The sequence below is a fragment of the Pseudomonas karstica genome (genome assembly GCF_009707515.1).
GTDB classification, from domain to species: Bacteria; Pseudomonadota; Gammaproteobacteria; order Pseudomonadales; family Pseudomonadaceae; genus Aquipseudomonas; species Aquipseudomonas karstica.
Map to the genome: position 1 here is coordinate 45567 of NZ_WLYI01000005.1, position 22402 is coordinate 67968.

At 59.6% G+C, this 22402-nt stretch carries 14 protein-coding genes and 1 pseudogene; 11 read left to right on the forward strand and 4 right to left on the reverse strand.

What is annotated here, in order from left to right:
* Positions 1-70 precede the first annotated feature (70 nt).
* The 9 genes and pseudogenes from pilM to GIR22_RS05360 all read left to right on the forward strand — a co-directional run bounded on the left by pilM (position 71) and on the right by GIR22_RS05360 (position 13304).
* Entirely contained in the window at positions 71-724 is a 654-nt protein-coding gene (pilM, locus tag GIR22_RS05320) for a type IV pilus biogenesis protein PilM (RefSeq protein ID WP_154742311.1), read from the forward strand.
* Positions 724-1272, forward strand: coding sequence for a PilN domain-containing protein (locus GIR22_RS05325; RefSeq protein WP_154742312.1), 549 nt, complete (start codon positions 724-726; stop codon positions 1270-1272). The genes pilM and GIR22_RS05325 overlap by 1 nt, the downstream gene beginning before the upstream one ends.
* Entirely contained in the window at positions 1269-2258 is a 990-nt protein-coding gene (locus GIR22_RS05330; RefSeq protein ID WP_154742313.1) for a pilus assembly protein PilP, read from the forward strand. The genes GIR22_RS05325 and GIR22_RS05330 overlap by 4 nt, the downstream gene beginning before the upstream one ends.
* 142 nt (positions 2259-2400) lie before the next feature.
* Positions 2401-3657 (forward strand): annotated as a pseudogene (locus GIR22_RS05335) (type IV pilus secretin PilQ); the annotation flags it as partial.
* Between the two features lie 4 nt (positions 3658-3661).
* Positions 3662-4180: a shikimate kinase AroK gene (gene aroK, locus GIR22_RS05340; protein WP_178122101.1), complete on the forward strand. Its 519-nt coding sequence runs from the start codon at positions 3662-3664 to the stop codon at positions 4178-4180.
* A 147-nt stretch (positions 4181-4327) separates the two neighbouring features.
* Positions 4328-5428 carry a 3-dehydroquinate synthase gene (aroB, locus tag GIR22_RS05345; protein WP_154742316.1) on the forward strand — a complete coding sequence of 367 codons (1101 nt, stop codon included), beginning with the start codon at positions 4328-4330 and terminating at the stop codon, positions 5426-5428.
* Between the two features lie 10 nt (positions 5429-5438).
* A complete protein-coding gene (locus GIR22_RS05350) occupies positions 5439-6965 on the forward strand; it encodes an SPOR domain-containing protein (protein ID WP_154742317.1) in 1527 nt (508 codons plus the stop codon).
* A gap of 349 nt (positions 6966-7314) precedes the next feature.
* Positions 7315-11760 (forward strand): glutamate synthase large subunit, encoded by a 4446-nt coding sequence (gene gltB, locus GIR22_RS05355; protein WP_154742318.1) that lies wholly within the window; start codon positions 7315-7317, stop codon positions 11758-11760.
* Between the two features lie 125 nt (positions 11761-11885).
* A complete protein-coding gene (locus GIR22_RS05360) occupies positions 11886-13304 on the forward strand; it encodes an FAD-dependent oxidoreductase (RefSeq protein WP_154742319.1) in 1419 nt (472 codons plus the stop codon).
* A gap of 77 nt (positions 13305-13381) precedes the next feature.
* Here the strand turns inward: GIR22_RS05360 and GIR22_RS05365 are convergent, their stop codons facing one another.
* Positions 13382-16468 carry a multidrug efflux RND transporter permease subunit gene (locus GIR22_RS05365; RefSeq protein ID WP_154742320.1) on the reverse strand — a complete coding sequence of 1029 codons (3087 nt, stop codon included), beginning with the start codon at positions 16466-16468 and terminating at the stop codon, positions 13382-13384.
* A 3-nt stretch (positions 16469-16471) separates the two neighbouring features.
* On the reverse strand, positions 16472-17638 hold the full coding sequence (locus GIR22_RS05370) for an efflux RND transporter periplasmic adaptor subunit (RefSeq protein ID WP_154742321.1): 1167 nt from the start codon (positions 17636-17638) through the stop codon (positions 16472-16474).
* Positions 17639-17834: 196 nt separating this feature from the next.
* Here GIR22_RS05370 and hemE point away from each other — a divergent pair, with 196 nt between their 5' ends.
* Positions 17835-18902, forward strand: coding sequence for a uroporphyrinogen decarboxylase (hemE, locus tag GIR22_RS05375; protein ID WP_154742322.1), 1068 nt, complete (start codon positions 17835-17837; stop codon positions 18900-18902).
* A gap of 49 nt (positions 18903-18951) precedes the next feature.
* Here the strand turns inward: hemE and GIR22_RS05380 are convergent, their stop codons facing one another.
* Positions 18952-20172, reverse strand: a complete 1221-nt coding sequence (locus tag GIR22_RS05380; protein WP_246207875.1) for an MFS transporter — start codon at positions 20170-20172, stop codon at positions 18952-18954.
* 171 nt (positions 20173-20343) lie between these two features.
* Between GIR22_RS05380 and GIR22_RS05385 the strand changes: the two genes are divergently transcribed.
* Positions 20344-21237 (forward strand): LysR family transcriptional regulator, encoded by an 894-nt coding sequence (locus tag GIR22_RS05385; protein WP_154742324.1) that lies wholly within the window; start codon positions 20344-20346, stop codon positions 21235-21237.
* Between the two features lie 710 nt (positions 21238-21947).
* On the opposite strand, the gene GIR22_RS05390 is transcribed toward GIR22_RS05385, so the two are convergent.
* Positions 21948-22379 carry a hypothetical protein gene (locus GIR22_RS05390; RefSeq protein WP_154742325.1) on the reverse strand — a complete coding sequence of 144 codons (432 nt, stop codon included), beginning with the start codon at positions 22377-22379 and terminating at the stop codon, positions 21948-21950.
* Positions 22380-22402: the final 23 nt, after the last annotated feature.

The following is a 22402-nucleotide window of genomic DNA, read 5'->3' on the forward strand; positions in this document are numbered from 1 at the left end:
ACAAACCGACCGACTGCATCGCACTCGGCAGCAATCAGGCTGTATGACAGGGAAAGTTTTGAGGAGTTTTATGAAAAATGGATTTTTCAGGCGCAGGGCTAAAATTGTCTTGGGTGTCGACATCAATGATGCAGGCGTCAGGCTGGTGGAATTGGGGCGATCAGCCAGTGGCTACACCGTCCAGTCTTATGCAATGCAGCACCTGCCAGCTCATGCGGTGGTCGACAGCACACTTGTGGATCTTGAGGGTGTGGCAAGCGCAATTTCCAGTGCGTTGTCGCGAATGCGCACCTCCCTTAGATTTGCGGCGGTAGCGGTGGCGGGATCTTCAGTCATTACCCGCATGATTGAAATGGACAGCGGGCTCAGCGATGACGAAATGGTGCGTCGGATCAATCTGGAAGCGGACCAATATATTCCCTATCCGCTGGATGAGGTGGCCATCGACTTTCAAATCCAGGATATTTCGGCCCACGATCCGTCGCGAGTCGAGGTGCTGCTGGTGGCCTGTTTGAGGTCGCAGGTCGAAGCCCGCGAAGCGGTCTTGGGCTTGGCCGGGCTGGTCACGCGGATCGTTGATGTCGAAGCGTTTGCATTGAGTCGCGTGAGCGGGCACGCTTTGACCAGCATCGCGCCGGGCCATCGAGTCGATGGTGCGCAGTGGGTCTTGGATGCTCAAGGGATGGGAGTTGCTTGCGGGCTAGCCCTGAGGAGTTTCGACTGATGACACGAATCAACCTGTTGCCTTGGCGCGAAGAGCGCAATGCACGGCGGCGCACCGGGTTCCTGATTTTCCTGGTCGGTATGGCCGGTGCGGCACTGGGCACGATTTGGCTGGCCGACCAAGTGATCGATCAGGCGATTGATCGGCAAGTGGCTCGCAATAACCACTTGAGCAAGGATATCTCGGTACTGGATTCGCGGATCAAGGCCATTGGCCAATTGCAGGAACAAAGTCAGCAACTGACGGAGCGCATGAAGGTTGTCCAGACCTTGCAGGATGATCGTTCGGTGGGTGGCCGGCTGCTCAATCAGTTGGTCCGCGCCGTGCCGGAGGGTGTGCAGTTGCAGGACATGGTTGTGGAGAACGGCTCGATCAGGATCAGTGGTACAGCCGAATCGAACCATGATATCGCCCGGTTGATGCGCGGCCTTGAAGCGGCTGAAGGCATGCAGGCGCCCCGCCTGTTGCAGGTGCAGGGCGAACAGGAAGGCGGTAACGGCTTCCAGATGATGGTTCGCCAGGAAGAGTCCGGCGGGGCGAGGCAATGAAGCTGTTGTCCGGGCTGGCAGGACTCGTCTATCGAAACGCGACCAGTTGGCCGTTGCCGGGCAAGGTTCTGCTGGGTTGCGGGGTTGTCTGCCTGTTGGTGCTGCTGGGCAACACCTTCTACCTGAGTGCATCCCGGGAGCAACTACGCCAGCAGGAGGCCCAGGAGGTGGCGTTGCGCGAGCAAATCGCCGAGAAAACCAAGGCGGCTGCCCAACTTAAAACCTTGACTCGCCAGTTCCAGGCGACGCAGGGCGCATTTGCCCAGCTCTTGCGGCACCTGCCCCTCGACATTGAGGTGCCTGGCCTGCTTGAGGATGTTACCCGGCTTGGTAACGCCAATGGTTTGGAGTTGGGGGCGATCAAGCTGCTGGATGAGCAGTCGCGGCCGCTTTATATCGAGCTGCCCATGGAGATTGGCCTGGTGGGCGGCTTCCACGACGTGGCGGGCTTCATCAGCGGTTTGGGTGGTTTGTCGCGTATTGTTACTGTGCAAGGTTTTACGGTCCGTGCGGACGAGTCTCGGGTACGCCTCAAGCTGCTGGCGAAGACTTACCGCTACAACCATCAGGATGGCGGTGATTTGCGGGCACTGATGGCTGATGTGACCCAATCGTCACCACCGCGCCTTGCCTATGATCCTGCATCCCTGCGAGATCCTTTCCAGCCGCCGTTTCGACAGCTTGAACGTGTCTTGGGGCGCCCGGCTGCCGCGCCGGACCCCGGACGGCAGCGCGGCTTTCTCGAAGGCTTTGCCATTGAGCAATTCGAGATGGTCGGGACTGTTTCCCGTGGGGCCCAGACCTTTGCCCTGCTGCGGGCAGCTTCGGCTGTCTATCGCCTCGCCATCGGTGATTACCTGGGGCCGGACTATGGACGGGTCACGGCCATTGATGACGCTCATATCGAACTGGCCGAGCTATTCCCAGGTGGCCAGGGCGCGTGGTTGGAACGCTCGAGAACCCTTGCCTTGAATGTGAATTCATAACGGAAGCAAACAAATGAAAAGGACTTTATCGTCCTGCGGTGTGGCGCTATGGATAGCGTTAACAGCACCGTCGGTCATGGCTGTGCCCGCTCGAATCGACCTGATCAATCTGCCGCCGCCGGTCAGGGTCCCAATAGGCCACGCATTCAGTGGCGAAAAGCTCACCCTCAATTTCCAGGACATCGAGATTCGTACCGTTCTGCAACAGATCGCCGACGTTGCCGGGCTCAATCTGGTGGCGAGTGACGAAGTACAGGGTTCGATTACCTTGCGTCTCAAGGATGTGCCCTGGGATCAGGCTCTGGACCTGGTGCTGCAAACCAAGGGTCTGGATAAACGGGTGACGGCGAATGTAATGCTGGTAGCCCCTGCGGACGAGTTGGCCGCGCGCGAGTTGCTGACGTTGGAGTCGCGCCAGCAGATGGCGCAGTTGGCGCCTTTGCGCCGGGAGTTGTTGCAAGTCAATTACGCCAAGGCGGCGGACCTGGCCAGGTTGTTCCAATCGGTAACGGGACATGAAGGCACGACCGATGAGCGTGGTTCGGTGGCCGTGGATGAGCGTACCAACAACATCATCGCCTACCAGACCCGAGAACGCCTGGAAGAGCTTAGGCGGATCGTGGCGCAATTGGATGTTCCAGTGCGCCAGGTAATGATTGAGGCGCGGATTGTCGAGGCCAACGTCGATTATGACAGAAGCCTGGGGGTTCGCTGGGGAGGGGTGGCCAATCGGGGTAAATGGAGCGCAGGTGGTCTGCGCAAGCCGCTGGCAGAAGGCGCTGAGCCACCTGAAAATCCGCCCAGCTCGCCGTTTGTCGACCTGGGAAGCTTCAACGGTGCCTCCGGGCTGGGCATCGCCTTCATCACCGATAACGTCTTGTTGGACCTGGAACTGACGGCCATGGAAAAAACCGGCAACGGCGAAATCGTCTCGCAGCCCAAGGTGGTCACTTCTGATAAGGAAACCGCCCGAATCCTCAAGGGGACCGAGATTCCCTACCAGGAATCCAGCTCCAGCGGGGCCACGTCAGTGTCGTTCAAGGAGGCCTCGCTGTCCCTGGAGGTCACGCCACAGATCACCCCTGACGACTGGGTGATCATGGAGGTCAAAGTCACCAAGGATGAGCCTGACTACCTGAACAAACTCAATGATGTGCCGCCGATCAAGAAAAACGAAGTCAATGCCAAGGTGCTGGTCAAGGATGGCGAGACTATTGTCATCGGCGGAGTTTTCTCCAATACCCAGAGCAAGGTGGTAGATAAAGTGCCTTTTTTGGGCGATCTGCCGTATCTTGGCCGCCTTTTCCGGCGGGATGTGGTCTCGGAGAAAAAATCCGAGCTGCTGGTATTCCTGACTCCGCGTATTATGAATAACCAGGCGATTGCTGTGAGTCGTTGATTCTGTGCGAAATTTGATTCTTGTAGGACCGATGGGGGCTGGAAAGAGCACCATCGGCCGTTTGCTGGCCAAAGAGCTGCGCCTGCCATTCAAAGACTCCGATAAGGAAATTGAATTGCGCACGGGCGCCAATATCCCGTGGATCTTCGATAAGGAAGGCGAATTGGGCTTTCGTGACCGCGAGCAGGCAATGATTGCCGAGCTATGTGGCTGCGACGGCGTAGTATTGGCCACTGGCGGCGGTGCGGTGATGCGCGATGAAAACCGCCGGGCGTTGCATGCTGGCGGTCGGGTGGTCTATCTGCATGCGTCAGTTGAGCAGCAGGTGGGTCGCACTGCCCGCGATCGTAATCGCCCGCTGCTGCGTACGGCGGATCCGGCGAAAACCTTGCGGGATTTACTGGCGCTGCGGGATCCGTTGTATCGGGAAATCGCCGATCTGGTGGTAGAAACCGATGAGAGGCCGCCCCGAATGGTCGTCCTCGACATTCTTGAGCGCTTGCAGGGTTTGCCTCCCCGTTAAAGCCTGGCTTGAAATGCGCTATCCTCGGCGTCGTGCCATGATCTTCCAGGTATGGCGTAGAGCCATCAGGCAGCATCGGATCCCGACGTTGCCAACAAACGTTAATGTAGGGCAGGACGCCTGCTTCCATCTTCAACGCGGGGACACATGCAGACACTTAAGGTCGATCTTGGCGAGCGTAGCTACCCGATCCATATTGGCGAAGGTTTGTTGGACAAACCCGAGTTGCTCGCGCCGCATATTGCCGGTCGGCAAGTGGCGATTATCTCCAACGAGACAGTGGCGCCGCTTTATCTTGAGCGTCTGAGCCGCAGCCTTGAGGCGTTTTCCGTCATTTCGGTGGTGTTGCCCGATGGCGAGGCCTTCAAGAACTGGGAAACTCTGCAATTGATCTTTGATGGCCTGCTGACTGCCCGCCATGACCGTCGTACCACTGTGATCGCCTTGGGGGGCGGTGTGATCGGCGACATGGCCGGTTTTGCTGCGGCCTGCTACCAGCGTGGCGTGGACTTCATCCAGGTGCCAACCACCCTGTTGTCCCAGGTCGATTCGTCGGTGGGCGGCAAGACGGGTATCAATCATCCGTTGGGCAAGAACATGGTGGGAGCGTTCTATCAGCCCAATGTGGTGCTGATCGATACCGCTACCCTCAACACCTTGCCACCCCGCGAGCTGTCGGCGGGCCTGGCGGAAGTCATCAAGTATGGTCTGATTTGCGATGAGCCGTTCCTCACCTGGCTGGAGGAGCACGTCGACGCCCTGCGCGCCCTGGACCAGGTGGCGCTGACCGAGGCGATTTCCCGTTCCTGTGCCGCCAAGGCACTGGTGGTCAATGCTGACGAGCGCGAGTCCGGCGTGCGGGCCACCCTGAACCTGGGGCACACCTTCGGCCATGCGATCGAAACACACATGGGCTATGGTGTGTGGTTGCATGGGGAGGCCGTCGCGGCTGGCACAGTCATGGCGTTGGAGATGTCACAGCGCCTGGGCTGGATCAACGCCCAGGAGCGGGATCGCGGGATCCGCTTGTTCCAGCGTGCCGGGTTGCCGGTCATTCCTCCTGCGGAGATGACCGAGGCTGATTTTCTCGAACACATGGCGATAGACAAGAAAGTGATCGACGGTCGACTACGACTGGTACTGTTGCGCCAAATGGGCGAAGCAGTCGTGACCGACGATTATCCGAAAGAGATTTTACAGGCCACGCTGGGAGCGGATTATCGCGCCCTGGCCCAGCTCAAAGGTTAATAAGATCCCGATGACTAGTTTGCATGCCGACGAGGCTTTCCTCGGCCATTACCAGTTGAACCATGACCCTTTTGCTCCACGGGTACCTGGCTTCAAATTCTTCCCCGCGCAACGCAAGCCGGTGCTGGGGCAGCTACACCACCTGGCGCGCTACAGCCAACTGTTGCTGGTGGTCACAGGGCCCCTTGGCAGCGGCAAGACATTGCTGCGCCAGGCGCTCGTCGCCAGTACCAACAAGCAATCGGTACAGAGCGTAGTGGTTTCGGCGCGTGGTGCCGGTGATGCGGCCGGGGTATTGCGCCAAGTGGCCCAGGCCCTGGACGTGGCCAATGCCGAGCCGAGCGCGATCCTCAAGCAAGTGGTGCAACTGGGCCTGACCGGCCAGGAAGTCTATCTGCTGGTGGATGATGCCGAGCAGCTCGATGAGTCCGCCCTGGACGCGCTATTGGCGCTGGCAGCAGGTACGCCTGAGGGCCGTCCGCACGTATTTCTGTTCGGTGAGTCGTCGCTGATTGCTGAGCTTGAGCAGCTCAGTGGCGAGGAAGAGCTCTTCCATGTCATCGAATTGCAGCCTTACGAAGAAGAGGAAACCCGCGAATACCTGGCCCAGCGTCTTGAGGGCGCAGGCCAGGGTATCGAACTTTTCTCCGCCCAGCAGATCTCTGATATTCACGAAAGCTCCGACGGCTGGCCTGGCACCATCAATCAGGTTGCCCGGGATGCCATGATCGAAACCATGATTGCCAGCCGCTCAGCGGTGAAGCGTCCAAAGATGGGGTTCACCATGCCGAAGAAACACGTATTGGCGATTTCCGCAGTTGTTGTAGTTGCAATCGCTGCTGCCTGGTTGATCCCGGGCCGCAGCAAGGCGCCGACCACCGATGCGCCAACCGAACAGGCGCAATTGCCACTGGGCAAGCCAACCCCGGACGGAGCGCCCTCCGTTGAGTTTGCGGGTTCAGGCCAACCCACCAATCTGCCAATGGTCGGCCAGCCAGTGATGCGCGAGCCGCTTGCCGAAGCGGCTGGCGGTATCTCTGAAGGTGATGACGGCGTACCGGTGGAAGGCTCCAGCGCTACACCGCCGACCGTTACCACCTCTGCGCCACCTGCTGACACTCCTGCGAGCCCGGCACCGACGCCAGCGGCCAAGCCGACCCCGGCACCTGCCCAGGTCGCCACTGCCAAGCCCGCGCCTGTGGCCAAGCCTGTTGATAAACCGGCCACCGTTGCCAAGGCTGCTACCAGTGGCGGCAGTTGGTACGCCAGCCAGCCAGCCGGGCATTACGTGGTGCAGATCCTCGGCACCAGCTCCGAAGCCAACGCACAGAACTTCGTCAAGGAGCAGGGCAGCGGGTACCGTTATTTCAAGAAAGCCCTCAACGGCAAGCCGTTTTACGTGATCACTTACGGCAACTTTGCTAACCGTGCAGCAGCCGATACCGCTATCAAGGCCTTGCCAGCGAAGGTTCAGGCTGGTAAACCTTGGCCTCGCACTGTCGCCAGCGTCCAACAGGAACTGGCAACTGCTCGCTGAAGATTCGGCGGCCTTACCCAGGCCGCCCTCTTGGCAACCTCAAAAAAACCGCAAGTGCGTGCTGCCCTCCAGGCCGCGCGCTTTGTGGTGTCTGCGCACGTCGCTTTTGAGTCGTAGCGGTCAGAATTAAAAAAGTTTTGACTAGCACAGCATATCGCTTTAAACCTTTCATAAATGCGACATAGATTTGCGACATTTCGTCGCTAAATTTGTGAGCGTCTGTGTCGGTGTGTACAATGACCTCCCTTTTGCCCCCGCTAAGCTGGCGTACGTTCGGCGCGGATAGTAACTGGTTGAATTAAAAAGAAATTTGCCTCGGTCAAAGAGGCAGCCTGGTGAGAAAGTGTCTATGAAAGCAGGTCTGTACCAACCCGATGAATTCAAGGATAACTGCGGTTTCGGCCTGATTGCCCATATGCAGGGCGAGCCCAGTCATACCCTTTTGCAAACGGCCATCGAGGCCCTGACCTGCATGACCCACCGCGGTGGGATCAACGCCGACGGCAAGACCGGTGACGGTTGCGGCTTGCTGATTCAAAAGCCCGACCAGTTCCTGCGCGCTATCGCCAAGGAAACCTTCGGCGCCGACTTGCCCAAGCAATACGCCGTGGGCATGGTGTTTTTCAATCAGGACCCGGTCAAAGCCCAAGCCGCTCGCGAGAACATGAATCGCGAGATCCTGGCCGCCGGCCTGCAACTGATCGGCTGGCGCAAAGTGCCAATCGACACCAGCGTGCTCGGCCGCCTGGCCTTGGAGCGCCTGCCGCAGATCGAACAAGTGTTCATCGCAGGTGACGGCCTGAGCGACCAGGACATGGCGATCAAGCTGTTCACGTCCCGTCGTCGCTCGTCCGTGGCCAACGCCGCCGACACTGACCACTACATCTGCAGCTTTTCCCACAAGACCATCATCTATAAAGGCCTGATGATGCCGGCGGACTTGACCGCCTTCTATCCAGACCTGAGCGATGAGCGCCTGCAAACCGCAATCTGTGTGTTCCACCAGCGCTTCTCCACCAACACCCTGCCGAAATGGCCACTGGCCCAGCCATTCCGCTTCCTCGCCCACAACGGCGAGATCAACACCATCACCGGCAACCGCAACTGGGCTGTGGCCCGTCGCACCAAGTTCGCCAACGATTTGATGGATCTGGAAGAGCTTGGCCCGCTGGTCAACCGCGTAGGCTCCGACTCCTCCAGCATGGACAACATGCTGGAACTGATGGTCACCGGCGGCATTGACCTGTTCCGTGGCGTGCGCATGATCATTCCGCCAGCGTGGCAAAACGTCGAGACCATGGACCCCGACCTGCGGGCGTTCTATGAGTACAACTCGATGCACATGGAGCCATGGGATGGCCCGGCCGGAGTGGTGATGACCGATGGTCGCTACGCGGTATGCCTGTTGGACCGTAACGGTCTGCGCCCGGCGCGTTGGGTCACTACCACCAATGGTTTCATCACCCTGGCTTCGGAAGTCGGCGTCTGGAACTACCAGCCTGAAGACGTCATCGCCAAGGGCCGCGTAGGCCCTGGCCAGATCCTCGCTGTGGACACCGAAACCGGGCAGGTCCTCGACACAGACGCCATCGATAACCGCTTGAAGTCTCGTCATCCATACAAGCAATGGCTGCGCAAGAATGCCCTGCGCATCCAGGCGACCATGGAAGACAACGACCATGGTTCGGCTTTCTACGATGTCGACCAGCTCAAGCAGTACATGAAAATGTACCAGGTCACCTTCGAGGAGCGTGACCAGGTGCTGCGCCCGTTGGGTGAGCAAGGTTATGAGGCGGTAGGCTCCATGGGCGATGACACGCCAATGGCTGTACTGTCCCAGCGCGTGCGCACACCGTACGACTATTTCCGCCAGCAGTTCGCCCAGGTGACCAACCCGCCGATCGACCCGCTGCGTGAAGCCATCGTGATGTCCCTGGAAGTCTGCCTCGGTGCCGAGCGCAATATCTTCCAGGAGTCGTCAGAGCACGCTTCTCGCGTGATCCTCAGCTCGCCGGTCATTTCCCCGGCCAAGTGGCGTTCGTTGATGACCCTGGAACGTCCAGGTTTTGACCGGCAGATCATCGACCTGAACTACGACGAGAGCCTGGGCCTTGAAGCCGCGGTGCGTAACATCGCCGATCAGGCCGAAGAAGCCGTGCGTGCCGGTCGCACCCAGATCGTGCTGACCGACCGGCATATTGCGCCGGGCAAACTGCCGGTCCACGCTGCGCTGGCGACCGGTGCGGTCCACCATCGCCTGACCGAAAAAGGCCTGCGTTGCGACTCCAACATTCTCGTGGAAACCGCCACCGCCCGTGACCCGCATCACTTTGCGGTGCTGATCGGTTTCGGCGCCTCGGCGGTGTACCCGTTCCTGGCCTATGAAGTGCTGGGCGACCTGATTCGTACCGGTGAAGTGCTGGGCGACCTCTATGAGGTGTTCAAGAACTACCGTAAAGGCATCACCAAGGGCCTGTTGAAGATCCTGTCGAAGATGGGTATCTCCACCATCACCTCATACCGTGGTGCGCAGTTGTTCGAGGCCATCGGCCTGTCGGAAGAAGTCTGCGACATGAGCTTCCGTGGCGTGCCGAGCCGCATCAAGGGGGCGCGCTTCGTCGACATCGAAGCCGAACAGAAAGCCCTGGCTGCCGAAGCCTGGAGCGCGCGCAAGCCGATCCAGCAAGGCGGCCTGCTGAAGTTCGTCCACGGTGGCGAATACCACGCCTACAACCCGGATGTGGTCAACACCCTGCAAGCCGCCGTGCAGCAGGGCGACTACGCCAAGTTCAAGGAATACACCGCGCTGGTGGATAACCGCCCGGTGTCGATGATCCGCGACCTGTTCAAGGTGAAAACCCTGGACACGCCGCTGGCCATCAGCGAAATCGAACCACTGGAATCGATCCTCAAGCGTTTCGACTCCGCCGGTATTTCCCTGGGCGCCTTGTCGCCTGAGGCTCATGAAGCCCTGGCCGAAGCCATGAACCGCCTGGGTGCGCGTTCCAACTCCGGTGAAGGCGGTGAAGACCCGGCGCGTTACGGCACCATCAAGAGCTCGAAGATCAAGCAAGTGGCCACTGGCCGCTTTGGTGTGACTCCAGAGTACCTGGTCAACGCCGAAGTGCTGCAGATCAAGGTAGCCCAAGGCGCCAAGCCTGGTGAAGGCGGGCAATTGCCCGGCGGCAAGGTCAACGGCCTGATCGCCAAGCTGCGTTACGCCGTACCTGGCGTGACCCTGATCTCGCCACCGCCGCACCACGACATCTACTCCATCGAGGATTTGTCGCAGCTGATTTTTGACTTGAAGCAAGTCAACCCGCAGGCCCTGGTCTCGGTGAAACTGGTGGCAGAAGCTGGCGTCGGCACCATCGCCGCTGGTGTGGCCAAGGCCTATGCCGACCTGATCACTATCTCCGGCTACGATGGTGGCACCGGCGCTTCGCCGCTGACCTCCATCAAGTACGCCGGCGCGCCATGGGAGCTGGGCCTGGCTGAAACCCACCAGACCCTGCGGGGCAACGACCTGCGCGGCAAGGTCCGGGTACAGACCGACGGTGGCCTGAAAACCGGCCTCGATGTGATCAAGGCCGCGATCCTCGGCGCCGAAAGCTTCGGCTTCGGTACCGCACCGATGATTGCCCTGGGCTGCAAATACCTGCGCATCTGCCACCTGAACAACTGCGCCACCGGCGTCGCGACTCAGAACGAGAAGCTGCGCAAGGATCACTACATCGGCACCGTCGACATGGTGGTGAATTTCTTCACCTACGTTGCCGAAGAGACCCGTGAGTGGTTGGCCAAGCTGGGCGTGCGCTCCCTGGAAGAGCTGATCGGCCGTACCGATCTGCTGGACATCCTCGAAGGCCAGACCGCCAAGCAACACCACCTGGACCTGACGCCGCTGTTGGGCAGCGATCACATTCCGGCCGACAAGCCGCAGTTCTGCCAGGTTGACCGCAACCCGCCGTTCGACAAAGGCCTGCTGGCCGAGAAAATGGTCGAGATGGCCGGCTCCTCGATCTTTGAGGCCAGCGGTGGCGAATTCGCCCTGGATATCTGCAACTGCGACCGCTCCATCGGTGCGCGGATCTCCGGGGAGATTGCCCGCAAGCATGGCAACCAAGGCATGGCCAAGGCGCCGGTCACCTTCCGTTTCAAAGGCACAGCGGGCCAGAGCTTTGGCGTGTGGAACGCCGGTGGCTTACACATGTACCTGGAAGGCGACGCCAACGACTACGTCGGCAAGGGCATGACCGGTGGCAAGCTGGTGATCGTTCCGCCGATGGGCAGCGTCTACAAGACCCAGGAAAGTGCCATTATCGGCAACACCTGCCTGTACGGTGCGACTGGCGGCAAGCTGTTCGCTGCCGGTACTGCCGGTGAGCGTTTTGCCGTGCGTAACTCCGGTGCCCATACCGTGGTGGAAGGCACGGGCGATCACTGCTGCGAGTATATGACCGGTGGTTTTGTCTGCGTCCTGGGCAAGACCGGCTACAACTTCGGTTCGGGCATGACCGGCGGTTTCGCCTACGTGCTGGACCAGGACAACACCTTCGTCGACAAGATCAACCACGAGTTGGTGGAGATCCAGCGGATCAGCGGCGAAGCGATGGAGTCCTACCGTAACCACCTGCAACACGTGCTGGACGAGTACGTTGAGGAAACCGGCAGCGAATGGGGGCGTAACCTCGCCGAAAACCTCGATGATTACCTGCGTCGTTTCTGGCTGGTCAAACCGAAGGCAGCGAGTTTGAAATCTCTGCTTTCCAGCACTCTTGCGAGTCCGCAGTAACGACGCAGCTGCAAGCGGCAAGTTTCAAGCCGCAAGTTAAATGCAGTGCGCGATGTGCCTGCTACGGTGATTGTCCTGCAGCTTTAAGCGTGTAGCTTGAAGCTGTCGTAACGAGGTTCAACAGCATGACCGAACGTCTCAGCAACGACTTCCAATTCCTCGATGTCGGGCGCAAAGATCCGAAGAAGAAACTGTTGCGTCAACGCAAGAAAGAGTTCGTGGAAATCTACGAACCCTTCAAACCCCAGCACTCGGCCGACCAGGCCCACCGTTGCCTGGGTTGTGGTAACCCGTATTGCGAATGGAAGTGCCCGGTGCACAACTTCATTCCCAACTGGCTGAAACTGGTGGCCGAGGGCAATATCCTCGCCGCCGCCGAGCTGTCGCACCAGACCAACACCTTGCCGGAAGTCTGCGGCAGGGTTTGTCCCCAGGACCGTCTGTGCGAGGGCGCTTGCACCCTTAATGACGGTTTTGGTGCAGTGACCATCGGTTCGGTGGAGAAGTACATCACCGACACTGCGTTCGCCATGGGCTGGCGCCCGGACATGTCCAAGGTCAAGCCGACCGGCAAGCGTGTCGCGATCATCGGCGCAGGCCCTGCGGGCTTGGGCTGTGCCGACGTGCTGGTGCGTGGCGGCGTGACCCCGGTGGTGTTCGACAAGAACCCGGAAATCGGTGGCTTGCTGACGTTCGGCATCCCCGAGTTCAAGCTGGAAAAGACCGTGCTGAGCAACCGCCGCGAAGTCTTCACTGGCATGGGTATCGAGTTCCGCCTCAATACCGAAGTCGGCAAAGACGTGACCATGGAACAACTGCTCGAAGAATACGATGCCGTGTTCATGGGCATGGGTACCTACACCTACATGAAGGGCGGCTTTGCCGGTGAGGACCTGCCGGGCGTCTACGACGCCCTGGATTTCCTGATTGCCAACGTCAACCGCAACCTGGGCTTTGAAAAGTCGCCGGAAGACTTCGTCGACATGAAAGGCAAGAAGGTCGTGGTGTTGGGCGGTGGTGATACAGCCATGGACTGCAACCGTACCTCGATCCGCCAGGGCGCCAAGTCGGTGGCCTGTGCCTACCGTCGTGACGAAGCCAACATGCCGGGTTCGCGCAAAGAGGTGAAGAACGCCAAGGAAGAAGGCGTGAAATTCCTCTACAACCGTCAGCCGATTGCCATCGTCGGTGAAGATCGCGTCGAAGGCGTGAAAGTGGTCGAAACCCGTCTTGGCGAGCCGGACGCGCGTGGCCGTCGCAGCCCTGAGCCGATCCCGGGTTCCGAAGAGATTATCCCGGCCGATGCCGTGGTCATCGCTTTCGGTTTCCGCCCAAGCCCGGCGCCGTGGTTCGAGCAGTTCGAAATCCAGACTGACAGCCAGGGCCGTGTTGTAGCGCCGGAACAAGGCCATTACAAGCACCAGACCAGCAACCCGAAAATCTTCGCCGGTGGCGATATGGTGCGCGGTTCTGACCTGGTGGTGACGGCGATCTTCGAAGGCCGCAATGCCGCCGAAGGGATCATGGATTACCTGGGCGTTTAATCTTCAGTACGCTAAAACGCAAAAGCGGGCTTGTTCCTTACGGACAAGCCCGCTTTTGCGTTTTAGCGGCACTATTTTCAGCCACTACGCTGTTTCACGCGTTTCATCACCACCCAAAAAAACACCGGTACAAACACCACTGCCACTGTCGCCGTGATCATCCCGCCGATTACGCCCGTGCCGATGGCCTGTTGACTTTGCGAACTGGCGCCGGTGGCGATGGCCAGCGGCACCACACCCAGGATGAATGCCATTGAGGTCATCACAATCGGCCGCAAGCGCAACCGTGCGGCTTGCAGCGTGGCATCGACCAGGTCGTGGCCCTCGTCGTAAAGTGTTTTGGCGAACTCAATGATCAAGATCGCGTTCTTCGCCGACAGCCCAATGATGGTGATCAAGCCAACCTTGAAGAACACGTCGTTGGGCATCTCACGCAGGGTGACCGCCAGCACCGCGCCAAGCACCCCGAGGGGTACTACCAGCAACACTGAGGCCGGAATCGACCAGCTCTCGTACAGCGCTGCCAGGCACAGGAACACCACCAGGAGTGACAGGCCAAACAGGATCGGCGCCTGGTTTGTGGACACATGCTCCTGCAATGACTGCCCCGTCCACTCCTGACCCAGCCCTGCTGGGCCTTGTGCTACCAAACGTTCGATTTCTGCCATGGCTTCACCCGTGCTGTAGCCGGGTGCCGGTTCTCCGGAGATGCTGACCGAGGGGTAGCCGTTGTAGCGGTTCAATTGCGCAGGCCCCTGGATCCATGTGGCTTGGACGAAGGCTGACAGAGGCACCATTTGTCCCTGGTTGTTGCGTACGTGCATCTTCAGCAGGTCTTCAACTTGGGTGCGCTGCTCGCCTTCAGCCTGGACTACCACCCGCTGCATTCGCCCCTGATTGGGGAAGTCGTTGATATAGGCCGAACCGATGCTGGTGGACATGACGTTGCCAATGTCGGCGAAGGATACGCCCAGTGCGTTGGCATGGCGGCGGTCGATTTGCAGTTTGACCTGAGGCGCTTCGGCCAACGCGCTTTCGCGTACGTTGGTCAGGACCGGGCTGGTTTGAGCGGCTTCCAGCAAATCGCTGCGCGCCTGCATCAATGTTGCGTATCCAAGGCCGCCCCGGTCCTGCAGGCGCAATTGAAAACCGCCGGAAGTGCCGAGGCCGCTGATCGGAGGTGGCAAGACGACGAACACTTGCGCCCCTTTGATCTGGCCCACGACCGCGTTCGCCCGTTCAGCGATGGCTGCCGCTGTGTCGCTGCTGCCCCGTTGAGACCAGTCTTTGAGTACCGTAAAACCCAAACCGGCGTTCTGCCCGCTGCCGGAAAAACTGAAACCGAGTACAAACGTGGTGTTATCCACACCCGGTTCAGTGGCGTTATGCGCCTCAATCTGTTTGATGACCTCGACTGTGCGACTTTGGCTCGCCCCCGGGGGCAGTTGAATATCGGTAATCGTGTAGCCCATGTCTTCGACCGGAACAAACGAGGAGGGCAGGCGGCTGAAACTCACTACCAGCACGATGAGGAGCGCGCTATAGATGAACATGTAGCGCCCACTGCGCCTCAACGCGTGTGCGACCCAACTTTGATAGCCCTCGGTCAGTTGTTCGAATTGGCGGTTGAACCCTGCGAAGAAACCGCAGGTAGTGTGATCCGGTGCAATGGGTTTCAGCAGCGTTGCGCATAGCGCCGGGGTCAGAGTCAAGGCGAGGAATGCCGAGAACAGAATGGACGTGGCCATGGTCAGGGAGAACTGTTGGTAGATGATCCCGACAGAGCCTTGCATGAAGGCCATCGGGATAAACACGGCAACCAGCACCACGGTAATACCGACGATAGCCCCGCCGATTTGTTTCATCGCCTTGCGCGTGGCCTCCTTGGGTGAGAGCCGTTCCTGGAGCATGATGCGTTCGACGTTTTCCACCACGACAATGGCGTCGTCCACCAGGATGCCGATCGATAGCACCATGCCAAACATGGTCAGCACATTGATGGAGAATCCCAGCACCTGCATGATCGCCAAAGTGCCCATCAAGGCTACCGGTACAACCAGGCTGGGAATCAACGTGTAGCGGATGTTCTGCAGGAACAGATACATCACGGCGAACACCAGCACCATCGCTTCGAGCAATGTGTAAACCACTTTGGTGATCGAAACCTTGACGAAGGGCGAGGTGTCGTAGGCGATCTGGTACTTCATGTCCGACGGGAAGTAGCGCGTCAACTCATCCATCTTCGCGCGCACCTGCGTCGCCGTGCTCAAAGCGTTGCCGCCGGGTGTCAGTTGCACGCCCAGTTCGCTGGAGGGTTGGCCGTTGAGTCGTGTGCCGAACTGGTATTCCTGGCTGCCTATTTCGACTCGTGCGACATCGCCTATGCGCACAATGGCGCCATTGGCTTCGGCGCGCAGCACAATGTCGGCAAATGCTTCAGGGCTCGATAGTTGGCCTTCAACGAGGATGCTTGCGGTGATTTCCTGGCCGTCGGCGACCGGCAACTCTCCAAGGTTGCCGGCGGCTACCAATGCGTTCTGAGCGAGGATCGCCGCATTGACGTCTGCGGGTGTCAAGTTGAAGGCGATCAGCTTTTGCGGGTCGACCCAGATACGCATGGCGCGTTCGGAGCCGAACATCTGTACCTTGCCGACGCCTTCCAGGCGTTTGATTTCGTTGACCACGTTGCGCGCCAGGTAATCGCTGAGGGCAACGCTGTCGACGGTACTGCCGGTGCCGATCAGTGAAATGAACAGCAGGTAACCCGTGGAAACTTTCTCGACCCGCAAGCCCTGTTGTATCACTGCCTGTGGGAGGCGTGATTCGATGACTTTCAGGCGATTGAGGACGTCGATCTGGGCAAGCTCAGGGTTGGTGCCTGGCTTGAACGTTGCGGTGATCGTGGCAGAGCCTTGGCTGCTGTTGGATTCAAAGTACAAAAGATGATCGGCGCCGCTGAGTTCTTCTTCGATCAGGCTGACCACGCTTTGATCCATGGCCTGTGTGGAAGCACCGGGGTAGTTGGCCACGACTTCGATTCTGGGCGGCGCAATGTCAGGGTATTGAGCAACCGGTAACTGCGGAATTGCCAGTACACCGGCCAGCAGAATAAACAGGGCAATGACCCAAGCGAATATGGGGCGCTCGATAAAGAACTGCGGCATAAGCTAGTGTCCTGCTGACTGACCAATCGCCTGGTCGAGTGGAAGAGGAGAATTATCCAGCGCGACTATTTCGCCGGGGCGGGCGTGTTGAATGCCTTCGACGACGATGCGGTCACCCGATTTAAGGCCGTCGGTGACGACCCATCGATTGTTAATCACTGGACCCAACTGCACCGTTTTCAGGCTCACACGCAACTCGTCATCAACCAGCAGCACCTGGGCCAGCCCTGCGCTGTTTCGCAGGATCGAGCGCTGCGGCACGCTGATCCCTTGTTGATCAATGGCGTGCTCCAGGCGTACGCGCACAAAGCTGCCGGGCAACAAGTCGAGATCGGGGTTGGGGAATTCGCTGCGCAGCAGGATCTGGCCGGTCCCTGGGTCGACGGTGATGTCGCTGAACAGCAGTTTGCCGGGCAACGGATACGCGCTGCCGTCGTCCTGCAGCAACGTGGCTTTGGCCTGATCCGTGGCCAGTTGCTGCAACTGGCCGGAGCGGAAGGTGCGACGTAGTTCGTTGAGTTCGCGAGTCGATTGCGTCAGGTCGACATGCACCGGGTCCAGTTGCTGAATCAGGGCCATTGGGGTTGACTCGTTCTGCCCGACCAAAGTGCCTTCAGTGACCAGGGCACGTCCGATGCGCCCGGAGATAGGGGCGGTAACGGTGGCGTAGCTCAAGTTTAGACGCGCACGTTCTGCCACTGCCCGGTTGGCCGCAACGTCCGCCTCGGCCTGCCGGGTGGCTGCGCGTGCGTTGTCATATTCCTGAGCACTGATCGCATCGCCCGAGATCAACTGGCGGTAGCGCTGCTCTTGTCGATGCGTACGCATAGCGCCGGCCTGAGCCTTTTTCAACCCAGCCAGCGCGCTGTCCAGATCCGCCTGGAGTGGCGCCGGGTCGATGTGGAACAGGACGTCGCCTTGTTGCACTTCACTGCCTTGCTCGAACACACTTCTGAGCACCACCCCCGCCACTCGAGCGTTTACCTGGGCCATTCGCGGCGGCGCTATGCGCCCGCTGAGCTCGCTGCTGATGGAAAGGGGCCCGGCCTCCAGCGTTTCGGTAATCACCTTTACGGGGGCGGACTCCTGGGTGTCGGATGCCGGTGTACAGCCGCCAACGGCAATGGCCAGCATCAGTGCACCTGATGCGAAACGCAGTGCTCTAAACATCGACATGCCTCCATAAAGAGGTGTGGATGCTAAGAATGAGCAGTTAATTTGCAGTTAAACTGATCTTCAAAAGTGTGAGAAAATGTGATACCGAGATCCGCGACAAATTGACCCGATAGACAAAAGGCACGGCTCATACCGTGCCTTTTGCGTCCGGCTCTGAGAAAATGCCCGCACTTTTTTTGCGGATGCCGACATGACTGCCCTCAAGAACGACCGTTTCCTGCGTGCCCTGCTCAAGCAGCCTGTGGACGTCACCCCTGTGTGGATGATGCGCCAAGCTGGTCGCTACCTGCCGGAATACCGCGCCAGTCGCGCTCACGCCGGCGATTTCATGAGCCTGTGCATGAATCCTGCGTTCGCCTGCGAAGTCACGATGCAACCGCTGGACCGTTATCCACAGCTGGATGCGGCTATCCTCTTCTCCGATATCCTGACCATTCCGGATGCCATGGGCCAAGGCCTGTACTTCGAAACCGGCGAAGGCCCGCGTTTCAGGAAAGTCGTCAGTACCCTGGCCGACATCGAAGCCCTGCCGATCCCCGACCCTCACAAGGACCTGGGCTACGTCATGGACGCGGTCAGCACCATCCGTCGTGAGCTCAATGGCCGCGTGCCGCTGATCGGCTTCTCCGGCAGCCCGTGGACCCTGGCCACCTATATGGTCGAAGGCGGTTCGTCGAAAGACTTCCGCAAGACCAAGGCCATGCTCTACGACAACCCGCAAGCCATGCACCTGCTGCTGGACAAGCTGGCCCAGTCGGTCATCTCCTACCTCAACGGCCAGATCATGGCCGGCGCGCAGGCGGTGCAGATCTTCGACACCTGGGGCGGCAACTTGTCGGCGGCGGCGTACCAGGAGTTCTCCCTGGCCTACATGCGCAGGATTGTCAGTGGCCTGATCCGCGAGCACGAAGGTCGCAAGGTGCCGGTGATCCTGTTCACCAAGAACGGCGGCCTGTGGCTGGAAAGCATCGCCGACGTCGGCGCCGATGCCCTGGGCCTGGACTGGACCTGCGACATTGGCGAAGCCCGTCGCCGCGTGGGCAACCAGGTTGCGCTGCAAGGCAACATGGACCCGACCGTGCTGTATGCCAAGCCGGAGGCTATCCGCACTGAAGTCGGCCGCATCCTGGCCAGTTATGGCAAGGGCAGTGGCCACGTGTTCAACCTCGGCCATGGGATTACCCCGGAAGTCGATCCAGAGCACGCCGGTGCCTTCCTGCGGGCGGTGCATGAGTTGTCGGCGCAGTATCACGAGTGATCGTCACCGAATAAAAAAACGCCCGGTAAATACCGGGCGTTTTGGTTTATCAGGCGTGTGTCAGCGGCGGCAACTTCGCCAACTTCAACGCTACCAGCAACGCCCCCACCAGCAGCGCCACGATAAACGCACCAATCCCGTTCCAGCCAGCGTAGTGCCAGAAGAACCCACCGGCCGTCCCGGCAATGCTCGACCCCGCGTAATAACTGAACAGATACAAGGATGATGCCTGGCCCTTGGCTTTCAGCGCCCGACGACCAATCCAGCTACTGGCCACCGAGTGGGCGCCGAAGAAGCCGAAGGTGAACATGAGCATGCCAACGGCTACCAGCACCAGCGGGGTAAACAAGGTCAGGGCGATGCCCGCGAGCATTAGCACGATGGTCGCCCAGAGCACGCGGCGACGACCCAGGCGGTCGGCCAAAGAGCCGATTTTCGCTGAACTGTAGATACCCGAGAGGTACACCAGCGATAACAAACCGACCACGGCCTGGCTCAGGTCATACGGATCGGCTAGCAAGCGATAGCCAATGTAGTTGAACAGCGTCACGAACGCGCCCATTAGCAGGAAGGCTTCGAGAAACAACCAAGGCAGGCCCGCATCCTTGAAGTGCATGACAAAGCCGTCCACCAGGCTGCGTGGTTTGAGGCTGCTGGCGCGGAAGTTGCGCGATTCGGGGAGGATTTTCCAGAACACCGTCGCGGCGATCAACGCCAGGGCGCCGATGATCAGCATCGCTGTGTGCCAACTGACGAAGTCGATCAACACGCCAATGATCAAGCGCCCGCTCATGCCGCCAATGGCGTTGCCGCCGATATACAGGCCCATGGCCAGGCCGATGTGTTGCGGATGAATCTCTTCGCTCAGGTAGGTCATCGCGACGGCGGCCAGTCCACTGAGGGACAGCCCCACCAGCGCGCGCATCAACAGGATACCTTCCCAGGTCGGCATCAAGCCGCTGGCAATGGTGCACAGCGCGGCGCAGAACAACGCCGCCACCATCACGGGCTTGCGCCCGAGGCGGTCTGAAATCGGACCGGTGACCAGCAGGCCACAGGCAAGCATGGCGGTCGCTACCGAGAGAATCAGGCTGCTCTGCGCCGCATTGATGGAAAACTCGTGGGACAGTGCCGGCATCATCGGCTGTACGCAGTACAGCAGCGCGAACGTGGCAAAACCACCGGAAAACAGCGCCAGCACCGTGCGCATGAACATCGGGGTGCCTTTTTCGATGTACTGCTCGTTGAGCTGTGCCACTACCTCATCCAGGGCAGTGGGCGGGAGTTCTTGAGCAAGTGGAGCGACAGCAGATTTCACGCGGGACCTCGGGGAGCAAAGGCAACCAGGGCGGTTATGCAAAAAAGAATATAGCTCGCTAATGATTCTTTCCAATATATTGTTCGACTTGTTTGATAGTTTTTACGACCTAATGAGGTTTCCATGGAATTGCGTCATCTGCGTTATTTCATTGCCGTGGCTGAAGAGTTGCACTTTGGCCGCGCCGCGCAGGTGCTGGGCATCTCGCAACCACCGTTGAGCCAGCAGATCCAGGCGTTGGAGCAAGAGGTCGGTGCGCGGCTGTTCGAGCGTACCAATCGTCGGGTTGAGTTGAGCGAGGCAGGTCGACTGTTCCTGCAGGAGGCGCGGCTGGTGTTGGCCCAGGTCGATAAAGCGGCCGATGTGGCGCGACGGGCACAGTTGGGTGAACTGGGGGAGTTGAAGATTGGCTTCACATCTTCCGCCCCCTTCAACTCCGGCATCCCGCAGGCGATTTTCGCCTTTCGCCAGGCCTTCCCTGCGGTGCACTTGAACTTGCAGGAAATGAGCAGCACCGAAGTGGCCGAGTCGCTGGTGGATGAGTCGATTCAAGTGGGATTGATGCGGCCGTTGCCGTTGCCTGATTCGTTGAGCGTCGTGGAGTTGATGCGCGAACCTTTGGTCGCCGTGCTCAGCGCAGGACATCCGTTGGTAGAAGGTAGCGAACGTGGCCTGCACCTGGCGCAATTGGCCGAAGAGCCTTTTGTGTTTTTTCCGCGTACTTACGGCAGTGGGTTGTACGCACAGTTGCTCAACCTGGCCCGCGATGCAGGCTTCAGCCCGCATTTCGCCCAAGAGGCGGGAGAGGCGATGACCATCATTGGTTTGGTGGCAGCAGGGTTGGGGGTTTCGGTATTGCCGGCGTCCTACCAGCGGATGCGCATCGATGGCGTGGTCTACCGCACATTACTGGATCCGGAAGCGGTGACGGCCGTGTGGCTGGTGCAGCGCAAGGACCAGCAATCGCCGATGGCCAAGGCGTTTGTCGAGTTACTGACGCGTAAGGCGTTGGTGTAGCCGCGAATGATCGGTCCCACTCCGCGTGGGAATGCCTCCCGCCATACGCGCATGACTGAAGCCTTGCGCAAGATGTGACGCAGAGCGTCACGGGCTGCATGCGAACGTGGGAACGATCCATATCTTGCGGCCCCGCTCGTTCCCATGCTCCGCGTGGGAATGCCTCTTGGGACGCTCCGCGTCCCGCCATACGCGCACGACTCAAGCCTTGCGCAAGATGCGACGCAGAGCGTCACGGGCTGCATGCCCACGCAGAACGTGGGAACGATCCATATCTTGCGGCCCCGCTCGTTCCCATGCTCCGCGTGGGAATGCCTCTTGGGACGCTCCGCGTCCCGTCATACGCGCACGACTCAAGCCTTGCGCAAGATGCGACGCAGAGCGTCACGGGCTGCATGCCCACGCAGAGCGTGGGAACGATCTATATCTTGCGGCCCCGCTCGTTCCCATGCTCCGCGTGGGAATGCCTCTTGGGACGCTCCGCGTCCTGTCATACGCGCACGCCTCAAGCCTTGTGCAAGGTGTGACGCGAAGCGTCACGGGCTGCATTCCCACGCAGAGCGTGGGAACGATCCATATCTTGCGGCCCCGCTCGTTCCCATGCTCCGCGTGGGAATGCCTCTTGGGACGCTCCGCGTCCCGCCATACGCGCACGACTCAAGCCTTGCGCAAGATGTGACGCAGAGCGTGGGAGCGATCAATGCTGCTGTTCAGTCTTGTTTCGATGCCCCGGCCTGCGCCGCCGAACCCGCTTCACTCACGGCATTGGAGCGCAGCCCCGCCATAATGTCCCGATCCAGCATGCTGATCCAACGGTTGTAGTTGCGATGAATCTTGCCGTCCTTGTAGCCCAGTTCGCGACTGTCGCGGTAGGTGATGGCGTAGTGGGTGCGGGTGTAGCGGATGTCGATTTCAGCGTGGAATTGATTGCGCACGGTGATCTCGGCCTGGACCAGTTGCGGACTCAGGCGCTGAACGGTCCACTCGCGTTTCTCCAGGGCGGCGACGATGGCGTGTTTCATCTTTTCTTCACTGACCTGCACCGGCAGGTCGTGCTGGGTATTGAGTACCGGTTTGCTGGTGCAGCCGGCAACAGTCAGCAGGGTCAGGGCAATCAAGGTAGCGCGTAGCAAGGAAGACATTCCATTTCTCCAGTCAGTTAAAG